At 39.7% G+C, this 20,093-nt stretch carries 20 protein-coding genes; 6 read left to right on the top strand and 14 right to left on the bottom strand.

Annotated features, from left to right (window positions below; translation table 11 throughout):
* The first annotated feature begins 73 nt into the window (after positions 1 to 73).
* A complete protein-coding gene (locus tag B9A18_RS13850) occupies positions 74 to 589 on the top strand; it encodes a DUF421 domain-containing protein (protein WP_084289922.1) in 516 nt (171 codons plus the stop codon).
* A 9-nt stretch (positions 590 to 598) separates the two neighbouring features.
* Here B9A18_RS13850 and B9A18_RS13855 read toward each other — a convergent pair whose 3' ends face one another.
* The 4 genes from B9A18_RS13855 to B9A18_RS13870 are packed head-to-tail and all read right to left on the bottom strand — an operon-like array spanning position 599 to position 3,024.
* The gene (locus B9A18_RS13855) at positions 599 to 1,024 is read right to left on the bottom strand and encodes a hypothetical protein (protein ID WP_084289923.1); all 426 of its coding nucleotides are present in this window, start codon (positions 1,022 to 1,024) and stop codon (positions 599 to 601) included.
* A 7-nt stretch (positions 1,025 to 1,031) separates the two neighbouring features.
* Positions 1,032 to 1,367 carry a gliding motility protein GldC gene (gldC, locus tag B9A18_RS13860; RefSeq protein ID WP_084289924.1) on the bottom strand — a complete coding sequence of 112 codons (336 nt, stop codon included), beginning with the start codon at positions 1,365 to 1,367 and terminating at the stop codon, positions 1,032 to 1,034.
* 46 nt (positions 1,368 to 1,413) lie between these two features.
* Positions 1,414 to 1,689 (bottom strand): hypothetical protein, encoded by a 276-nt coding sequence (locus B9A18_RS13865; RefSeq protein WP_084289925.1) that lies wholly within the window; start codon positions 1,687 to 1,689, stop codon positions 1,414 to 1,416.
* 6 nt (positions 1,690 to 1,695) lie between these two features.
* Entirely contained in the window at positions 1,696 to 3,024 is a 1,329-nt protein-coding gene (locus B9A18_RS13870; RefSeq protein ID WP_084289926.1) for a DEAD/DEAH box helicase, read from the bottom strand.
* Positions 3,025 to 3,274: 250 nt separating this feature from the next.
* Between B9A18_RS13870 and B9A18_RS13875 the strand changes: the two genes are divergently transcribed.
* Positions 3,275 to 4,609: a dihydroorotase gene (locus tag B9A18_RS13875; RefSeq protein WP_084289927.1), complete on the top strand. Its 1,335-nt coding sequence runs from the start codon at positions 3,275 to 3,277 to the stop codon at positions 4,607 to 4,609.
* Positions 4,609 to 5,682, top strand: coding sequence for a DUF3810 domain-containing protein (locus tag B9A18_RS13880; protein WP_084289928.1), 1,074 nt, complete (start codon positions 4,609 to 4,611; stop codon positions 5,680 to 5,682). Before B9A18_RS13875 ends, B9A18_RS13880 begins: the two co-directional genes overlap by 1 nt.
* A gap of 9 nt (positions 5,683 to 5,691) precedes the next feature.
* Here the strand turns inward: B9A18_RS13880 and B9A18_RS13885 are convergent, their stop codons facing one another.
* Together B9A18_RS13885 and B9A18_RS13890 are read right to left on the bottom strand one after the other, a co-directional pair.
* Complete coding sequence (locus tag B9A18_RS13885) at positions 5,692 to 6,210, bottom strand: RpnC/YadD family protein (RefSeq protein ID WP_144009503.1); 519 nt, start codon at positions 6,208 to 6,210, stop codon at positions 5,692 to 5,694.
* Between the two features lie 47 nt (positions 6,211 to 6,257).
* Positions 6,258 to 6,635, bottom strand: a complete 378-nt coding sequence (locus B9A18_RS13890) for a hypothetical protein (RefSeq protein WP_084289930.1) — start codon at positions 6,633 to 6,635, stop codon at positions 6,258 to 6,260.
* Positions 6,636 to 6,916: 281 nt separating this feature from the next.
* On the opposite strand from B9A18_RS13890, the gene hscA reads away from it, so the two are divergent.
* Both hscA and B9A18_RS13900 read left to right on the top strand, forming a co-directional pair.
* Positions 6,917 to 8,773, top strand: coding sequence for a Fe-S protein assembly chaperone HscA (gene hscA / locus B9A18_RS13895; RefSeq protein WP_084289931.1), 1,857 nt, complete (start codon positions 6,917 to 6,919; stop codon positions 8,771 to 8,773).
* A gap of 39 nt (positions 8,774 to 8,812) precedes the next feature.
* Entirely contained in the window at positions 8,813 to 9,691 is an 879-nt protein-coding gene (locus tag B9A18_RS13900; RefSeq protein WP_084289932.1) for a zinc dependent phospholipase C family protein, read from the top strand.
* Here B9A18_RS13900 and B9A18_RS13905 read toward each other — a convergent pair.
* The 7 genes from B9A18_RS13905 to B9A18_RS13935 form a co-directional block, all read right to left on the bottom strand.
* Complete coding sequence (locus B9A18_RS13905) at positions 9,660 to 10,361, bottom strand: DedA family protein (protein WP_084289933.1); 702 nt, start codon at positions 10,359 to 10,361, stop codon at positions 9,660 to 9,662. The genes B9A18_RS13900 and B9A18_RS13905 overlap by 32 nt on opposite strands.
* A 103-nt stretch (positions 10,362 to 10,464) precedes the next feature.
* Positions 10,465 to 11,172, bottom strand: a complete 708-nt coding sequence (locus B9A18_RS13910; protein WP_084289934.1) for a DUF4397 domain-containing protein — start codon at positions 11,170 to 11,172, stop codon at positions 10,465 to 10,467.
* A gap of 80 nt (positions 11,173 to 11,252) precedes the next feature.
* Positions 11,253 to 12,377, bottom strand: coding sequence for a DNA polymerase III subunit beta (gene dnaN / locus B9A18_RS13915; RefSeq protein ID WP_084289935.1), 1,125 nt, complete (start codon positions 12,375 to 12,377; stop codon positions 11,253 to 11,255).
* Positions 12,378 to 12,412: 35 nt separating this feature from the next.
* Complete coding sequence (gene gldG / locus B9A18_RS13920) at positions 12,413 to 14,092, bottom strand: gliding motility-associated ABC transporter substrate-binding protein GldG (RefSeq protein WP_084289936.1); 1,680 nt, start codon at positions 14,090 to 14,092, stop codon at positions 12,413 to 12,415.
* On the bottom strand, positions 14,086 to 14,814 hold the full coding sequence (gene gldF / locus B9A18_RS13925; RefSeq protein ID WP_084289937.1) for a gliding motility-associated ABC transporter permease subunit GldF: 729 nt from the start codon (positions 14,812 to 14,814) through the stop codon (positions 14,086 to 14,088). The genes gldG and gldF overlap by 7 nt, the downstream gene beginning before the upstream one ends.
* A 319-nt stretch (positions 14,815 to 15,133) precedes the next feature.
* The gene (locus tag B9A18_RS13930; RefSeq protein WP_084289938.1) at positions 15,134 to 15,652 is read right to left on the bottom strand and encodes an outer membrane beta-barrel protein; all 519 of its coding nucleotides are present in this window, start codon (positions 15,650 to 15,652) and stop codon (positions 15,134 to 15,136) included.
* A 254-nt stretch (positions 15,653 to 15,906) separates the two neighbouring features.
* Entirely contained in the window at positions 15,907 to 16,617 is a 711-nt protein-coding gene (locus tag B9A18_RS13935; protein ID WP_084289939.1) for an ATP-binding cassette domain-containing protein, read from the bottom strand.
* A gap of 161 nt (positions 16,618 to 16,778) precedes the next feature.
* Here B9A18_RS13935 and B9A18_RS13940 point away from each other — a divergent pair, with 161 nt between their 5' ends.
* Positions 16,779 to 18,266: a glycine--tRNA ligase gene (locus tag B9A18_RS13940; protein ID WP_084289940.1), complete on the top strand. Its 1,488-nt coding sequence runs from the start codon at positions 16,779 to 16,781 to the stop codon at positions 18,264 to 18,266.
* A 250-nt stretch (positions 18,267 to 18,516) separates the two neighbouring features.
* Here B9A18_RS13940 and B9A18_RS13945 read toward each other — a convergent pair whose 3' ends face one another.
* Complete coding sequence (locus B9A18_RS13945; protein WP_084289941.1) at positions 18,517 to 20,064, bottom strand: sulfatase family protein; 1,548 nt, start codon at positions 20,062 to 20,064, stop codon at positions 18,517 to 18,519.
* Positions 20,065 to 20,093: the final 29 nt, after the last annotated feature.

Genomic DNA, 20,093 nt, shown 5'->3' on the forward strand with positions numbered 1-20,093 from the left:
TAGAGCAGATTTAGCTACTGTTCTATCGCCCTACATATTAATTTATGTAGGGTTTTTTTGTTATTTTAGACAAATGAACGAATACCTTGATATTGTATTAAGAAGTCTGGCTGTATATGCTTTTATGCTGACAGCAATTCGTTTAACAGGTAAAAAAGAGCTTTCACAGTTAAATACAACCGATGTAGTTTTGATCCTGCTCATCAGTAACGCGGTGCAGAATGCCATGGTAGGTACCAACACCAGTCTTTTGGGTGGACTGCTTGCCGCAGCTGTGTTATTTTCCCTCAATTACATGCTCAAAAAAGTAATGTTCAGGAATAAGATGATTCGGGATCTTCTTACTGAAAAGCCCGAAATTCTGATTCACAATGGGAACCTGGATTTCGCAATGCTCAGCAAATTAGGCATCACCAATGAAGAATTGAGAGAAGCCATACGCGAACATGGTATAGAAAAATATAAAGATGTTAAGCTTGCCATTATGGAAGCTGATGGGAACATTAGTATCATCAGCGGAGATGACAAGCTTAAACACACTCAATATAAGCGCAAAAGGCATCACAAAACGCTTGGCGATCTCAACTAGCGATCTTTCCTAAGCCACTGCTTTGTTTAATTCTGGATTTTGCGTAACCAGTACTACTTTAGGTTTTCTAACGGTAATCACTATAAGCGCACCAGCCAATATCACAAACCAGCCCCATTTAAATTTTACTAAACCGGCAGCAAGGCTAACCAGCTTCTTAAAATGAAGAAAGCCGAATGCACTTTCCGTTTTAAAATAAACAGCACCCAGGGTAAGTAATATCAATCCAATAACTGCCCAGCCGGCAAATCTCACTAAACCAGCCTTCTCTGAAAATGCGCCGATTAAACCAATCACTGCTAATACATAAAAAGTGATACCCAATGTCGGGTCTATTTGAAAATAATTCCAGTTACCTAAAATCGGCACGCGTACCAACGGACACATACCTCCTGCCGCCATAATTACAGCGCCAACAATCCCTTGAATTTTCATACTAAAACTACCCCTTTGTGTTGATGCCCATTTTATCGGCAAAATGCGCACAGTAATCACGCAGATCTTCAACGATTAGATTTTCACCGGTGGCTTTTAAAAAGCTATCGCCCATCGTTTGTAAAGTTTCGTAAAAAAACCTTTTCATCTCATCAACAGGCATATCTTTAGTCCATAGGTCAATGCGCATTGAGTTTTTATAATTATGATCCCAAAGGGCCAGCATCATAGATTTTACAGGCACTTGTTCTTTAGTTTCTGCATCTGTAGATTCCCAAAGGATATTATCCGGCACATTATTGTCATCCAGTTGAACTGTGATTTTGATTTCTGCTTGTTTCATCTATTTTATTCTTTTCTTTTTCTTTGTCAGATGGAACCCGACATGATTAAATTATACTAGCTTTTATTATAAATATTAAAATGATGATGAAGACGATCAGCACGCCTTCAATGATCCAAAGTTTTTTTAGACTGGGAATAAATCTTCTAAAGATCTGGTCGGAAATAAAAGCAACAACGGTTGCCAGAAAACAAAAACCAATTAACAAACCACTAACGTCAATATGCTGAGGCCCTTTATCCTTTTTATCCAGCAATAACAGCACAGCAACAACCAGACATAAAGCCGAAACGATATTAAGCGGTGTTAGTTTTACTTTCAATTTCCTTTACTTCTTACTTTTAAACTTCTTCTTCTTCCAGGCCGGTTGCTTATTGGTCTTATTCCTTGCCGCAGCAGCTATAGCCGCAGCATGTTTTTTCTCGTGGAAAGCTCCTTTAAAATCAGGATCTTCTCTACGTTTCTGATCATCAATAGCACGCGCAATAGCCTGTTTCTCGTCGTAAGGAGTTTCCTCCACAAAAACTTCAGCCGGCAAAGGTACAACAGGAATCTGTTGTCTGATTAGTTTCTCTATTTTCTTAATGTAATATTCTTCACTTGGACTGCAGAAAGTCAATGCATCTCCTTTAGCATAAGCTCTACCGGTCCTGCCGATTCTGTGTACATAATCTTCAATAATGATGGGTACATCAAAATTGATAACATGACTCACTTCTGTAACATCAATCCCTCTCGAAGCCACATCTGTAGCTACTAAAACTCTGATATTACCTTCTTTAAAGGAATTGATAGAGTTGATTCTTGTATTTTGTCCCTTATTGGCATGAATTACCCTTACAGCTTCCTCGCCAAAACGACGCGAAATAAAACTATATATATTATCGGCAACAGTCTTCGTCTTACAAAAAATGATCAGTCGTTTAAACTCCTCATCATTTTTCAGCAAATGTTGTAATAAATTGATTTTCGTCTTGAAGTTAGGTACCTCATACAACACCTGCGTAACCGTTGATGCAGGAGTAGCCTGCTCACCAACCTCAATAATGGTTGGGTTTTTCAGGAAGTCGCCCGCTATCTTTTGCACCAAATCACTCATCGTTGCAGAGAACAGCAGGTTTTGTCTTTTACGCGGAACGATTTCCAAAATTCTGTGTATAGAGCCAATAAAGCCCATATCCATCATTTTATCAGCCTCGTCAAGTACCAGAAACTTTATATATTGCGTATTGATATGTCCCGCTAAATAAATATCCAGGAACCTACCCGGTGTAGCGATGATGATATCTACCCCCGCCTTGATCTGCTCAATCTGAGTTTTGGGACCGATACCACCAAATACCACAACAGAACGTAAGTCGGTATAGGTGGAAAACATTTTCACATGCTCCTCAATTTGCATGGCCAATTCTCTTGTTGGCGCTAATATCAAAGCGCGTGGAGAATCTCCCTGGGCGTACTTTAATTGCATTAAAATAGGCAACACATAGGCTGCAGTTTTTCCCGTTCCCGTTTCAGCAATCCCAAAAATATCCTGACCGGATAAAACCGGTGCAATTGCCTTTTCCTGTATAGGGGTAGCAGTAGTAAATCCTGCATCCGCCACAGCATTTAATATTTGCCTGTTTAATTTAAAATCTTCAAAGCTTTTCGCCATTTTGCAAAAATAGACAAAATTTATTTAGTGTAACCGCCATGTAGTGATAGCCATGCTACAACCGCCACGTCATGCTGAATTTATTTTGCTTCGCAGCTACTTCGTGGCAGCGTCTCAAGAGCAATTGACCTTGCCAGTGCGAAATGCTAAAATAAACCGCGTAGCACTCTTGAAGACTAGTATAAATAAATACTACTGAAAAATTTAGGATGACCTAAATCGAAAAGAATATTTTATTTAAGTTTGAGCCATGAACACCATTCTGATAAAAGCAGCCTCAATAGTGAATGAGGGGCAAATTATTGTTGCCGACCTACTCATCAAAAACGGATTTATAGAAAAAATCGCCCCGAATATAGATGCTCCAGCCGATCAGGAGATCAATGCAGAAGGTTTACACCTTTTTCCGGGAATGATTGATGACCAGGTCCATTTCAGGGAGCCGGGATTAACTCATAAGGCTGATATTTTTTCAGAAAGCATGGCTGCCGTTGCAGGAGGTATCACCTCGTTCATGGAAATGCCTAACACTGTTCCCAATACCTTAACACAGGAATTACTGACCGATAAATATGCCATTGCTTCAGAAATGTCGCTGGCCAACTATTCCTTTTTCATGGGCGCATCCAACAGCAATCTGGATGAAGTACTTAAAACAGATCCTAAAAACGTTTGTGGTATTAAGGTATTCATGGGCTCATCGACCGGAAATATGCTGGTTGACAATGAAAAGGTTTTAGAGAACATCTTTAAAGAAGCACCAATGCTGGTAGCTACCCACTGCGAAGATGAGCAAACTATACAACGTAACCTTGCAGAATACAAAGAGAAATACGGTGAAAACATTACAATTGATATGCACCCGCTGATCCGTAGTGCCGAAGCATGCTATAAATCATCTTCAATGGCTGTAGAACTCGCAAAAAGATACCAGACACGTCTGCATATTTTACATATTTCTACTGCAAAAGAAGTTGCATTATTTGACAATGTGACTCCGCTTAAAGACAAAAGAATCACAGCTGAGGCCTGTGTGCATCACTTATGGTTCGATGACCGTGATTATGCTACCAAAGGAAACTGGATCAAATGGAACCCGGCTGTAAAAACTGAATCCGATAAAAATGGCATCCTTAAAGGCTTACTGGAAGGATATATCGACATCATCGCTACAGACCATGCACCACATACTATCGAGGAAAAAGAACAACCTTATTTACAGGCACCTTCGGGCGGACCACTGGTACAGCACGCCTTACCGGCCCTGTTCGAAATGTACCATCAGAACAAAATATCCTTGACCCAAATAGCTGAAAAGACTGCGCATAACGTAGCTACCTGTTTCGATATCGATAAAAGAGGTTTCGTAAGAGAAGGCTACTGGGCAGATCTGGTACTGGTAAATCTGAACGATCCTTTTAAAGTAACCCGAGCAAATGTACTTTACAAATGTGGCTGGTCGCCTTTCGAAGGACAAACATTCCAGGCCGAAGTAACCCATACTTTTGTATCAGGTAACCTTGCTTATCAAAAAGGAAGATTCACCACTCAGGAAACCGGAAAAAGATTATCCTTTAACCGCTAATGAATACCGCATACCCGCCAAAGTTGAGGCAGTTTACCCTGCTCTTTATCCTTTCGGCACTGGTGTATGCAATGGGTTTCAACAGCAAATGGGTTGAAGTTGTATATACTCAAGGTCTTTACCCGATAACATCGGTTGTACAACGGTTCATCAGTAGCCTTGTACCCTTTGCATTGGGCGATTTCCTTTACCTCCTGTTGATTCTTTATGTCATCAGGAGCTTGTACCTCTTCTATAAAAAACTAGTACAAAAAAGAATAAAGCGGAGCGACCTGCTTAACCTTACTTTGCAGGTCCTAAGCTTTTTCCTTATCCTTTATCTGGTTTTCAAATTACTTTGGGGACTAAATTATTCCCGTCGCCCTATAGCCATGCAACTGGGCATCAGCAATGAAAAATATACTACACCACAGCTGGTTTCGCTGGGTGAGTATTTTATTGGGCGACTGAACAACCTCCAACACGTTAAAAAGCATACTTATACCGTACCTCAATTGCAGGAAAAAGCCAAAGTGGCCTATGATGGTATGCAGCAGAAAAACACCTTCTTCACCTATAAAACGCCTGCAGTAAAATCCGTATTGAACAGTTGGGTCATCACTAAAATAGGCATTGAAGGATATTACAGCCCTCTTTCCGGTGAGGCTAATGTAAATATGCGCTTACCGCTTACTTCCCTCCCATTTGTAACCTGTCATGAAATTGCTCATCAGTTAGGCATTGCAAGAGAGGATGAAGCCAACCTTGTTGGTTATCTGGTAGCCAGCAACAGCAGCGATGCTTACTTCCAATATTCGGCAGTTTATGAAGTGTTTAAGAATATAATATTCGAAATCAGACTCAAATCACCAAATGATTACGAACGACTTTACAATACCATAAATGCGGTAACGATAAGTGATTTAAAGGCCGACAGAGACTTCTGGAAAAAGTACAACAGCAATATGTTTGCTTATATGGATGTGGCGTTCGACAGGTTCCTTAAACTCAACAGTCAGGCAAAAGGTACAGATAGCTATCAGGATATTGTGTTGTGGCTGTATAATATCCACAAAAAAGAACTCAATAATTAATACAGTAGGCTATAATGACTCGATTTCTTCTATAGAGAGGCCAGTGGCTTCAGCGATAATCTTAAGATCAACAGCTTTATTCTTGAAATTTAGGGCTATGGTCTTCTTTTCCTCCAAGGCTTTGGCGCGCTCTACTTGACGGCCTTTTTCAATTCCCTTTTCTATCCCCTCCCTTTCACGTCTTTCCAGTAATATCTCTTTGACTCCCATAGGTGTGGTCTTTCCTGTTAGTTTTCGAACTTCTTCTTCAAATTTAATCATCATTTCCGGTTTTTCAAAATTCACATAATACGCAAGAAAAGCCATAATTTTTTCATGCTTTACTCTATCCAGCTTTCTCTTGATTAGTTCACGTGTTAAATCAATCTTGACGCGTTTTAAATCTTCATCGTTAAGTTTCTTTGTTTTCAAAGCCATTAAAACCGTAAGCGCCACCACTGCAAACGGATTAGGATCTGCACGCAGCTTTTCTTCATCCTGATCCAAAAGCTTATAAGTATTAAATTCATAACTTAATCTCGTACCCAAATACTCCTCTTTGTATATTTTGGGATGATAAGTTTTAACATCATCTATTAAAATGGCGAACGCCGTAATGGAGACATTATGTTTATCCTTAGCTCTTCATGCCCTTTGCTGCCCTGTATTTCCACATGCACCAATATAAAGTTAGATCCGCCGCCTTTTAAGTGTACTTTCACTAGTTTATCAACAAATCGTACTCCAGCCGTATTCACTTCTGGCGGAAAGAGCCTGTTAAACTCCTTATCGAGAAAAACAAACTTCCTTTTAAGATTAAACACATCATCTGCATCTGGAAAAAAGAACCGCAAAAAATCATCAAAAACATCAGCTAAAATCCCCTTCCAGAGTTCATCATCCCTCCTTGCTGGTTTTTTCTTAGATTTCCGCTTTGGCTTTAGCGGTACCACCGCGATTGTCTCTTCTGTCATCTATTACTGATTTAGTTATCAAACCAAAAGTACAATGACCATCATCAACTAACCATACTCTACTGAAATTCAGCGTAATGCTCAGTATTCACCAGCGCAAACGGAACAAAATTTGGTTAAGCCTTCCCTAGCTATTTCCCTGACGAAATAGGATATGGTTACGCTTTCTTACGATTTTACATTAGTCCCATCAAATTTTTCTTCCCCATTACCTACAGAACAGCAAAACATTACAACCTTAAAACAAAATAAACCCGAAACATTCCTAAATTTGCCGGACTATGGCAAAGATATCCATTAACCTGGCTACAGGTTCATTACAAAAAGAAGAGATCATCGTTGGAATTGATTTAGGCACAACCAATAGTTTGGTAGCTTTCATCAATCCTGATAAAAACCCGCAGGTAATTAACGATACAGGAAAAGGCCTGCTTGTGCCTTCTGTAGTCCACTTTAACAAAATGGGCGATACCCTTGTAGGTAATGAAGCCAAAGAATTCTTGACTACAGACCCAGAAAACACTATATTTTCAGTAAAACGCTTATTGGGCCGCTCCTATAAAGATGTAGCCGGTCATCAGGATACGTTTTCTTATAAAATCATTGATGATGAGAATGACTCGCTGGTAAAGATCAAAGCTGGGGATAAGTTCTACACGCCAATTGAACTATCAGCTGAGATTTTAAAGGAATTGAAAGCCCGTGCGGAGCATGCCTTAAAAACACCGGTAAACAGAGCGGTAATTACTGTTCCTGCCTATTTTAACGATAGTCAGCGTCAGGCTACCAGAGATGCAGGTCGTTTAGCCGGATTAGATGTTTTAAGAATCGTTAACGAACCTACAGCTGCCAGTCTTGCTTACGGCTTGGGTCTTGACCCTACCCAGCAAAAAACAATCGCAGTATACGATTTAGGCGGTGGAACATTTGACGTATCTATCCTTTCTATTCAAAATGGCATATTCGAAGTGTTATCTACCAATGGAAATACCTTTTTAGGTGGTGATGATTTTGACCGTGCCATTGTACATTACTGGATAGAAAAAAACAACCTGAATAAAGCAGATCTGGATGCAAATCCAGGTTTAGTGCAGTCGATCAGGCTAAAAGCCGAAGAAGCGAAAAAAGCACTAACCTCTCAAAACCTGTTTAACGAACAGCTTGGTGAAATATGGTGTACTTTAGATAAACAAACATTTGAACAGCTGATTGCTGCTAAAGTTGAAGAAACCATTAATTCTTGTAAATCGGCATTGAACGATGCAAAATTAACGATTGCAGAAATTGATGAGGTGGTATTGGTTGGTGGATCTACCCGCACACCATATGTTAAAAAGCAGGTTGCCGATTTCTTTGGCCGCGTTCCTCACGATCAGATCAATCCGGATGAAGTGGTTGCCCTTGGTGCTGCCATCCAGGCTGATATCCTTGCGGGAAACCGTTCAGACATCCTGTTACTTGATGTAACACCACTTTCCCTGGGTATTGAAACTATGGGCGGATTAATGGATGTGATCATCCCTAGAAATGCCAAAGTGCCGACCAAAGCAGGTCGTCAGTATACCACTTCTATTGATGGACAGGTAAACATGAAGATCTCTGTTTTTCAGGGAGAGCGTGATCTGGTACAGGAAAACAGGAAACTTGCGGAATTTGATCTGAAAGGTATCCCAGCCATGCCGGCAGGCTTACCAAAGGTTGACATTAACTTTATCCTTAATGCAGATGGCATCCTTACTGTTCAGGCGGTTGAACTACGTTCAGGCGTAAAACAAGAAATCGACATTAAGCCTAGTTATGGTCTTACAGACGAAACCGTTGAGAAGATGTTGATAGATAGTATCACCCATGCTAAAAGCGACGTAGAACAGCGCATGCTGATTGAAGCCAGAAGTGAGGGTGAGCAATTGGTGTACACAGCCGAACGCTTTATTGAGAAACATGCAACATACCTGACACCAGAAGAAATTGCAGCAACAAAAACATACATCGAGGCGCTGAAAGCTGCTTTAGCTACAGCACAGAAAGATGAAATCCTTAAAAAGGCTGATGAATTAAACGAATTTACCCGTCCTTTTGCCGAAAGAGTAATGGATGTAGCTGTTTCTTCAGCTATGAAGGGAAAAAGTATCGAGTAATTTACCAGGCATTAGCCAAATCTACATAGACTTACAGTAATGAAACATCTGTTTATTACTGTAAGTCTGCTTACCATTACCTTGGTATGCAGTGCATGGGGCTTTTACGCCCATATGCGCATCAATCACCTGGCGGTATTTACGTTACCCGCAGGGATCAATCAATTTTATAAGAACAATATCAAATACATTTCCGATCATGCTGTGGATCCGGATAAGCGGAGGTATGCTGATACCACAGAAGCCGCAAGGCATTACCTGGATGTAGAAGTATACGAAGCCCATATTGACAGCATTCCCTTTAAATGGGATGATGCTGTAAAAAAATACGGAGCAGTTAAATTAAACAAGAATGGCATATTGCCCTGGCAAATTCAAAAGAGCTATTACAAGCTGGTAAATGCCTTTAAAGACAGAGATTCAGCTAAAATACTGATCTATTCGGCCTATTTAGGGCATTATATTGCTGATGCGCACGTACCACTCCATACTACCCAAAACCACAACGGACAACTAACCAATCAGCTTGGTATCCATGCCTTCTGGGAAAGCAGATTACCGGAGCTCTTTGCAAAACGTTATAATTACGTTGTAGGTACTGCTCGTTATATAGAAAATCCGCTAAGTGAAGCATGGAAAATAGTGAAGCACACGCACAAAATGGTAGATACGGTACTTAGTTTTGAAGCGAAGCTAAGCGCTCGATTTCCGGCTCATAAGAAGTATAGCTATTCGAAAAGAAACAACCAGGTTGGCCGGCAATATTCTCTGGCCTATTCAAAGGCCTATCATGACAAAATGGATAATATGGTAGAGCGCCAAATGCGCTCAGCCATATTAAGTATAGGATCGTTCTGGTATTCTGCGTGGATTGATGCCGGGCAGCCTAGCTCACCTTTTGCTCTTCCTCTTCAGTAAGGGCTTCATCAACTACCTCAACTACACTCTTCTTCTGAAATTTCGACTTTAAGGCCGCAAATACCGCAGGGAAGAAAGTAACAACAGCAATCACAACGATTACAATATCAAAGTTCTTTTTAACTATCGGAATTTGTCCCAATACATATCCGGCCAATAGTAAACTGGCAATCCATGCAACGCCACCAATGATGTTGAAGAAGGTAAACCTTCCGAAAGGCATTTTTGCCACACCGGCTACAAAGGGAGCGATTGTTCTAAAAATAGGCAGGAACCTACTGAATATGATTGCTTTACCGCCATGCTTCTCAAAAAACATGTGCGATTGATTATAGTATTCGAGTTTGAGTATTTTGTTTCCGGGTTTAAACACCTTGACGCCAAAATAGCTACCCAGTTTATAATTTAAAGAATTCCCTGCAATTGCCGCTACAATCAGCAATAGCATCATTACCCAAATGCTTAAGCCAGTGTTTCCACCTGCAATCAGGGCTCCCATTGCAAAAAGCAATGAATCTCCTGGTAGGAACGGTGTAACCACAAAGCCAGTTTCCGCAAAAATGATTAGAAAAAGGATGGCATAAGTCCAGGTACTATAATCTCTGATGATCTCTTCCAGGTGCTTATCTATGTGCAGGAGGAAGTCTATTAAAAAGCTGAAAAATTCCAAATCTTGTAAATTAAGCCCAAAAATAAAAATATCATGGCAATAACCATGATATTTTTAAGAATAGTAATGTCATAATATGTTTTTTTTACACAATCAGATTAAACTAATTTTGCAAAATAACGTGCCCTGTTAATTCCGCTGAAGAACCTCCATCAATCCAAATTGTATAATTTTTACCCGCAATAATACCTCCATCAAGTTGAGGAGCAGTAGTTACCCCAGCAGCAGTAAAAGTAAATTTAGCTCCCGGATCAACAGCATGGTAACTTGTGTTTAAGTCGCCATATACCAATGAAGGAATCAACGGTGTAGTTTGTCCTACCACAGTAATAGTTATCCCAGTAGTCGGCGTTAAAAAGCTATTTAAATTGTAAAACCGAACTTTTGCTTTACCTGCAGCTGGAGCTGACATATCATCTCCAATAGCAAAAGCTCCAAACAGGCCGTTTGAACCCTGGTAATAAAAAGTAGTAACGTTAAATCCAATTGGAACGTTATAAGCCTGAGACTCTGCCTTCACAGTGGTAGTCCCTGCATCATAAAACTTAAATGCATTACTTCCTGAGGTAATCTCTAAATAAGCAGACGCCTCACCATAAGCTGCAGGCACTGTACTCTTTTTTACCCCATTAACATAGAAATCCTGGGCTAAAGACCCTCGTACCGTATTTACGAATCGCACTTTAGCAGCACCAACCGGTTCAGGTTGAGGTTCATTTTTTTTACTACAGGAAGCCAATAGTAATATACTTGAGCAAGCTATCATAAAAGCCTTTCCGGCTCTTGATGATAATAATATTGGTAGTTTCATATTTGTATAAGTTTAAGTCACGTTAAAACAGAATGGCTCGGTCAAAAACCAAGCCATTCTGTATATATTTTATTATAAAATTAATTATAGTTATTTAGCATTACCGGCATTACAAGCATCAATACATCCTCATTTTCATCATTAGTTTGAGGGATCAATAAACCTGCTCTGTTTGGCGTAGAAAGTTCTAAAGTTACTTCTTCACCGTTCAGATTGCTTAACATTTCAATTAAAAACTTAGCGTTGAAACCAATTTCAAGATCTTCACCTTCATATTGGCAGCTTAATCGCTCATGAGCCTCATTTGCGAAATCAAGATCTTCAGAAGAGATATTTAATTCACTACCATTGATCTTTAATCTTACCTGGTGAGTGGTTTTATTAGCAAAAATCACTACCCTACGCAATGTGTTTAAGAACAAAGCCCTGTCGATAACCAATTTATTAGGATTGTTAGCAGGGATAACTGCCTCATAATCCGGATAGCGCTCATCGATTAAACGGCAAACAAGGTTGATATTTTCGAATTTAAAGAAAGCACTTGTTGCATTATAATCAACTGATACATTGATATCTGATGATGGTAAAGCAGCTTTTAACAAGGTTAAAGCTTTCTTAGGAAGGATAAAAGAAGAACTTTTATCTGCTTTGCTATCCATACGTCTGTATCTTACCAGTTTATGTGCATCAGTAGCTACAAAGGTGATGTATTGCTCAGAAAGCTGACAATAAACGCCAGTCATAGCCGGACGAAGTTCGTCGTTACTTACTGCAAAAATAGTTTTTGTAATGGCTTCAGTTAAAACAGAAGCAGGTAAATTTACCGAAGAAGCGTTTTCAACAACCGGAATTTTCGGGAAGTCGTCGCCGTTTTCACCGCTTAATTTATATTTACCGTCGCCCGCGCTAATCTCGATAGAGAAAGTAGCATCATCAATATTAAAAGAGATCGGTTGATCTGGTAATGTTTTTAACGTGTCTAATAATATTTTTGCCGGCACTGCAACTTTACCACCTTCTTTAGATTCAACAGCTAAAGATGTAGTCATGCTTGTCTGTAAATCCGTAGCAGATATCGTTAAATTTCCGTCTTTAATCTCAAACAGGAAATTTTCCAGTATAGGCAAAACTGTGCTGCTGCTTGATGCACCATTAACAGTTTGCAAATGTTTTAAAAGCGTTGATGTGGATACAATAAATCTCATAGTAATGATCTAGTCAGTTCTCAAAAATATAAAAATTACCTTGCATACTTGTGTTTACGGTAATAATGTTGAAAAATCGCAAATGATATTAACAATAGCAAAGGACCAAGCACATTTACCAGTTGCCATTGTAGTTTTTCGGCACGCACTTTAGCCTTATCCAATAACCTGATCTTAACCTCTTTATTGCGAAGCGTTATCAAATTATCGTCATTAGCCAGGTAATCGGCGATATTTAGCAGCAAGGCCTTATTCCCAAAATTTCTTTGTGTGTATCTGTCAAAACCCAATGGAAAAGCCGATTGATCTCTGCTGCTCACCTGATTTTTAAAAATATCACCGTCACCAATGACAATCATTTTGGTAGGCTTGCTTATTGCCGACACAGTGTAAGGCTCTTCAATTCCGGCGGGTACTGCACGGTTCAAAAACACAGAGGAGAAATTACCTTCAAGCAATACACCTACCGGCTGTGGCACACTGGCATATTCCCTTGGATTAGGCTGTTCGGCAACCATTTGTAAAGAAAGCATCTTAGGTGTACTAAAAACCTTATTAAAAGCCGATGTATGTAAAATAACCTTTTTGCTCAGGCCTTTAACACCAATAGTATCTACTGTACTTACAAACTCACTTTTAATGTTGTCGATATTCTTTACCAGGTAACTGGCAGTATCCGGCATCAGCAAGGGATAATATACCCAAGGTGCCATCTGAATTTGTCCCTGTTCCCCTCCCATTGCTAATGGTATCTCTGCACAGTTGGCATCTGCCACCAGGTTGTAGTTTACCCTTGCGCCGTAAATAAACAGCATATCATCAAGGTTCAGCTTCCGGTTAAACACCATTTGCTCTGAACTGCCTTTCAGACTATCCAAATCGGCTCCTACCTGATCAATACACCATACTACCCGGCCCCCATTCATTACAAAGTAATTGAGTTTGTATTTCTCAGCTTCTGTAAATTCTTTTTGCGGCTTGGCTACCACCAATAATTTTAGTTTATCCAGTCCGCTCTTATCAATCAGGTTCAGGTTTACCCTCCCCACTTCGTAACTCTCAGAAAGACTTTTTATAGCATCATTTAAAAACAAATCCGAGAGTTCTCCATTGCCTTCCGTAAAACCGATACGCGGATGTTCACCTGTCAGCACTTTTTGAATGCCTGAAGTAAATACATATTCCAGGTTCTGTATAGAGTTATTGATGTTTTCTTCGTAATTTCCTGTGGCATCCAGGTTCTGCAACAGCTTTACAGGAAAGTTTTTGCCGTCGGCAGAAATCATAGCCATTGGAAAAATGGTCTTTTGCGCAAAGCCATTGTCGTTTTTAATGTTCAGTGTTGTAGCCTCAATTCCTGCCTGATACAGGTTATTGATAGCCGTATCCTGTTCAGCCGCCGATAAACCCGCAATAGGATCAGCAAATATTACTTTAACATCTGTTCTGGCGTAAGCCTTGTAATCTGTCAACAGATCTTTTGTAGCATTTCTTAATCTTTTAAATGCTGAAGGAAGATCTCCGTCCAGAAAAACAGTGATGGTTATGGGCTTCCTGGCATCCTTTAAAATCGTTTTCGATTTAGAACTCAAAGTAAAGCGCTTCTCTTTTGTAAAATCAATCCTTGTGTAAACGTATTGTGCAGCAATATTTAGCAACACTACAGCCAGTAAAAAAGAACCTGCTTTAAGCCATTTTTTTCTGTTATTTACCATTTCCTACCTCCTATCACTAATCGGGTTAGTCCTAAAAACAGCACGACAAAACTGACAAAATATACAAGATCCCGGGTATCTAATACGCCGCGACTTATAGACTGGTAATGTTCATTTACACTCAAGGCTAAAAAAGCCGCTTCAAAATATTGCAGCGCAAAAATCTGACTCATGGCATCAAAGCCCCGATAAGTAATAAAGCAAAGGAACACCGCGACAGCAAAAGCAATAACCTGATTCTTTGTAACTGATGATGCAAAAATACCAATCGCAGTAAATGCTGCACCGAGTAAAAGTAAACCGATGTAGGAGCCTGTTACCGCACCACCGTCTATATTACCTTGCGGCAAGCCCAGTTGCGAAACTGAATAATAATAAATCAGTGTAGGGATAAGTGCACAAAGCACCAATACAAAGCAGGCCCAGTATTTAGCCAGAATGATCTGCCAGTCGGTAAGTGGCCTTGTGGCCAGCAATATGTAAGTCCCTTCTCTCCGCTCTTCGGCAAAAGAGCGCATGGTGATGGCAGGGATTAAAAACATAAATAAAAATGGGGCTAAACTAAAAAAAACAGTCAGTTCGGCATAGCCGTAATCCAGGATAGCGGTATCAGGAAAGAACCAAAGCAACAAACCCATGGCGAGCAAAAAAATTCCGATGGTGATATATGCCATCATTGAATTCAACAAACTAAATAATTCCCGTTTAAAAACTGCGTACATGCATTCAGATTAATGACGCCGAAGTTAAAAAAATATCCGCTAAAAGTAGTATTCAGGGTTTATTCCTTGATTTCAAAAAAACAGGCCTTTTGATAATATCATATGACACTATTACGGAACAAAAACAGGTGGTTACAGGAGCACAGTTTCCTACACCAGAAAAACAACACTGGTAAGTGATGACGCAGGATTTTACATTGATTAGGGTGAATTATCATTATGACCTCAAATAAGTTACGAATTCAGGATTTCATTTCACAAAAAAAAAGGGCTGTCCGATAATATCGAACAGCCCTTTTGATTCTTTAAAAGATTTAGACTACAAACCGAAGTTATAAGCTAATCTTAATCCGATGAAACCATTTGTTGTTGAATTAGCTGACCAAGCTTCGTAACGGGCACCTAGTTCAACTGAACCTTTATCAGATACAGGGTAATCAATTCCAATTCCTGGAGCATATACAAATGCAGTAGAATTTCCTTCACCTGATTCAGTAGAGAATGCTGCGCCTAGCTCAGCACCAGCAAAAAAGTTCTCACCGAAATAATATCTTGCACCAGCTTTAACTGGGATTGAGCCAGTACTATATGAAAGGCCCGCCACTTTTTTTGTTGTAAACTCAGTATAACCTGCACTACCTGTTAACAATAAGCTTGGTGCAACAGGATGCTGATACTGTAATGAACCTCCGTAACCAAAATTAAAAACGTCACCAAAGTCTCCCATAGGGAAACCAAACTCAGCGCCAATACTTAATTTAGGAGTTTTAGTCTGTGCATTAACACTAGAAAACGCGAACAAACCTGCAACTGCTGTTAGTAGTAATAATTTTTTCATGTCTTTTCTATTTAATTATTTTAATTTGATTTACTGTTTAGATGCAAAAACTTTGCCACAGTTACATAGTGGAGAAAAAATCAAATTCAAAAACGCAAAAAAGCACCTACCAATCGGCAGATGCTTTTTTACTAAATTAGTTTGATTTACCTACAGAAAGCACTCTGTTTTTAGCTTTGAATCTGAATGATTGCTAATGTTGCTCAATCCTAATCCATAGCCAGCATGGATATTAAAACCATTCAAACAATACCCTACTTTGTTGTTAACTTTCTAAAAATCTCTTCTAATCCAATCCCGTCATATTTCTCTTTTAAATCAACAATAGAATCGTTTGCCACAATATTCCCCATATTAATGATAATTACATCATCACATATGGCTTCAACTTCCTGCATGATATGCGTAGAAAGGATTACCGTTTTATCTTTCCCCAAACTTTTGATCAGATCTCGGATCTCCGAAAGTTGGTTTGGATCAAGCCCTGAAGTAGGCTCATCAAGTATTAATACCTCAGGATTATGAATAATGGCCTGCGCTAATCCTACCCGCTGCTTATATCCTTTAGATAGCATAGCAATCTTTTTATGCTGCTCAGCAGTCAACCCTACCCTTTTAATCGTTTCTTCGACTTTTAAAGCTGCATCCTTTAAATTATAGGTATTGGCCACAAACAACAAAAACTCCTTTACATACATATCCATATACAGAGGTGTATTTTCGGGAAGATAGCCCATAATCTTTCGCATCTCCAGATTTTGCGTCTGCGAATCATAACCACATAAACTGGCCGATCCCGATGTTGGCGCAAGATAACCCGTAAGCATACGCATGGTGGTAGATTTCCCTGCACCGTTCGGTCCCAGAAACCCTAATATCCGACCCGGTTTAGCTTCAAAACTAATTCCATCTACTGCCTTTTGTTTATCAAAATGCTTAGCTAATGCGGTTACCTTAATGCTCAATTTGTTCTATTTTTACTGTTAATATCCTGATCTTTTATACCTCATGTCACCCCGAAACAAAATCAATATCCGATTTTAGATGACGCACATTTTTCAAACAACCCGATCATCTTCAAAAGTAACAAAAAGTTATTGCCCAAATCTTATATATTTGCATCATTATGGCAAAGAATACTAACGACGAACAATTTAAAAATGTTATATCACACGCGAAGGAATACGGTTTTGTATTTCAATCCAGCGAAATCTATGACGGACTAAGTGCCGTTTATGATTACGGACAATTGGGCGCAGAATTAAAAAATAACATCAAAACTTATTGGTGGAAAGCAATGGTGCAAATGCACGAAAACATTGTTGGGATAGATTCTGCCATTTTCATGCACCCGAAAGTGTGGAAAGCAAGTGGACACGTTGATGGCTTTAACGATCCGATGATCGACAATAAGGATTCAAAAAAACGTTACCGCGCTGACCAGTTATTAGAAGATAAAATTACCCGTTACGAAAAAGACGGTAAAACAGATAAAGCAGCTAAGTTACAGGCTGATATGGATGATGCTTTAAAAGCTGAGAACCTACCACTTTTAAAAACCTTAATTGAGGAACATGAGATCGCATGTCCTGTAAGTGGTACAAAAAACTGGACAGAGGTTCGTCAGTTCAACCTGATGTTTAGTACACAGTTTGGAGCGATGGCAGAAGGTTCTGAAGAGGTTTACCTACGTCCGGAAACGGCCCAGGGTATTTTCGTCAACTTCCTGAATGTACAAAAATCAGGACGTATGAAGATCCCTTTCGGAATTGCACAAATCGGTAAAGCTTTTAGAAATGAAGTAATTGCCCGCCAGTTCATCATGCGTATGCGCGAGTTCGAACAAATGGAAATGCAATTCTTCGTTCGCCCGGGTGAGGATGAAAAATGGTTTGCTTACTGGAAAGAAGCCCGTCTGAGATGGCATGCTGCATTAGGCACTCCTGCAGAGAAATACCGTTTCCATGACCACGTTAAATTAGCGCACTATGCTAATGCTGCAACGGATATTGAATTCGAATTCCCATTCGGATTTAAAGAAGTTGAAGGTATCCATAGCCGCACAGATTTCGATTTAAAGCAACACCAGGAATTCTCTGGCAAGAAAATGCAATACTTCGACAACGACTTAAACGAAGAAGGCAAGCCTTATGGAAACTATGTTCCTTACGTAATTGAGACTTCAATTGGTTTAGATCGTATGTTCCTTTTAACTATGATCAACGCTTTTGAAGAGCAGGATCTAAGCGAAGGCGAAAAACAAGATAGCAGAACGTTGTTGCGTCTACACCCTTGTCTAGCTCCATACAAAGTAGCGATCTTCCCTTTAACTAAGAAAGACGGTCTGCCTGAAAAAGCCAGAGAAATCATGAATAATCTGAAGCTTGACTTCAACTGTATTTATGAAGAAAAAGATGCGATAGGTAAACGTTACCGTCGTCAGGATGCCATTGGTACGCCTTTCTGCGTAACTGTAGATCATCAGACATTAGAAGATAACACAGTTACCATCCGTCACCGTGATACGATGGAGCAGCAACGTATTGAGATCGCACATCTGGATGAGTTGATCGCTAGCAAAACAAGCTGGAAAACATTACTACGCAAAGATTAAAAAATAACCGTTCTCTTCGGAATCTGGCATCTGTTGGTGAAGAACCAACAGCGCCTAAGGCTTCCTCGGAGAAGGTAATTTTTTAGTAAAGCAGGATGCAGAATAGATAATGTAGAAAAATCGCTAGATTCATAATAGCATAGTGTAGAAAATAGCAGGATGTAGAATAGCATAATGCAGAATAAAACAACAAGCCCCGTTCGCCAATGGCAAACGGGGCTTGTTGTTGAAGGAGATTTTTTATTTAAGATCAGTTATTCTGAGTTAAGACTTTCCTTGCATCATCATCTTCATACTTGTTGATTTGTTGTTTTAGTGCTTTCAACATATCAGTGGTAATTTTTTCATATCCCTTTTGTCCGTATTTGTTATCCATTTCATGGGGATCCTTTTGCAGATCGTACAATTCCCAACCGTTAACACGCTTATAAAAACGGATCAGTTTATATCTTTCGGTACGGACTCCAAAATGAGGAGATACCGCATGCTCACCATTTTCATAATAATGATAATAGAGTGCATTTCTACCCTTTCCATTTTTTAAACCGGGTAATATAGATGCGCCTTGTATTGCTTTTGGGATAGCTATACCCGCAGCATCGAGTATAGTTGGCGCAATATCCAGGTTCATAACCATATTATTAGATACGGTTCCTGCTTTTACGGCATTTGGATAACGCATCACCATTGGTGTTCTGAAAGATTCCTCATAGATCCAGCGTTTATCAAACCAGCCATGTTCTCCCATATAAAAGCCCTGATCGGAAAGGTAGATAACAATGGTATTCTTCGCCAGGTCATGTTTATCCAGGTAATCCAACGTACGACCAATATTACGATCTAATGAGCTTGCTGTACTTAAATAATCCCGCATATAACGCTGATATTTCCATTCTGTTAGTGAATTACCGCTAAGCTTCTGCTGATTAAATTCTGCTTCGATAGGTTTGTAATAGGCGTCTATTTTAGCACGTTGTGCTGCATTCATCCGGCGAAAATTACCATCTGCACTTTTCTTATCATCAGAGCCAAACATTTTCAAATCGTAGCCCATTAACATGGATTTAGAAATAGACATATCCTGGATAGCGGCTGCTTCCCTATTTTTGTAAGTGTCGTAAAAATTAGGAGGCAAAGGGAACTTAACATCATCGAACTTACCCAGATCACTAGTATCAGGTATCCAGGTGCGGTGTGTAGCCTTATGTCCGATCACAATGCAAAAGGGTTTGGTCTGATCTCTTTTATCCAGCCAGTCCTCAGCAACGTCTTCTACAATATTGGACACATAACCATCATAACGTTTTTTTGAACCATCCATCATGTCAAAATCAGGATTATAGTATTGCCCCTGACCAGGCAATATCTGCCAGAAATCAAATCCCTGAGGCTTGCTCTCCAAATGCCATTTGCCTATCCACGCAGTTTCGTAGCCGCCACCTTGCAATTGTTTTACAAAGGAATCCTGACTTCCATCAAACACCGAACTTTCATTATCCTTAAAACCATTTTTGTGGCTGTACTTTCCTGTTAGAATTACCGCCCTGCTTGGTCCGCATATAGAATTTGTTACATAAGCTTTATCAAAACGCACCCCTTCTTTAGCAATGCGATCTATATTGGGAGTTTGCATCAATTTACTGCCATAAGCACTGATGGTCTGATACGCATGATCATCAGAAACAATAATCACCACATTTGGCTGTTTACGGATACTTGTTCCGGTTTGAGCATTTACAGACAGGAAGATTCCGCAATTTGCTACCGCAAGTAACAATAGGTTTTTAAACGCTTTCATTGTATTATAATTCTAACCAGGTTGTAGAT

The organism is Pedobacter nyackensis, from assembly GCF_900176505.1.
Taxonomy (GTDB): Bacteria; Bacteroidota; Bacteroidia; order Sphingobacteriales; family Sphingobacteriaceae; genus Pedobacter; species Pedobacter nyackensis.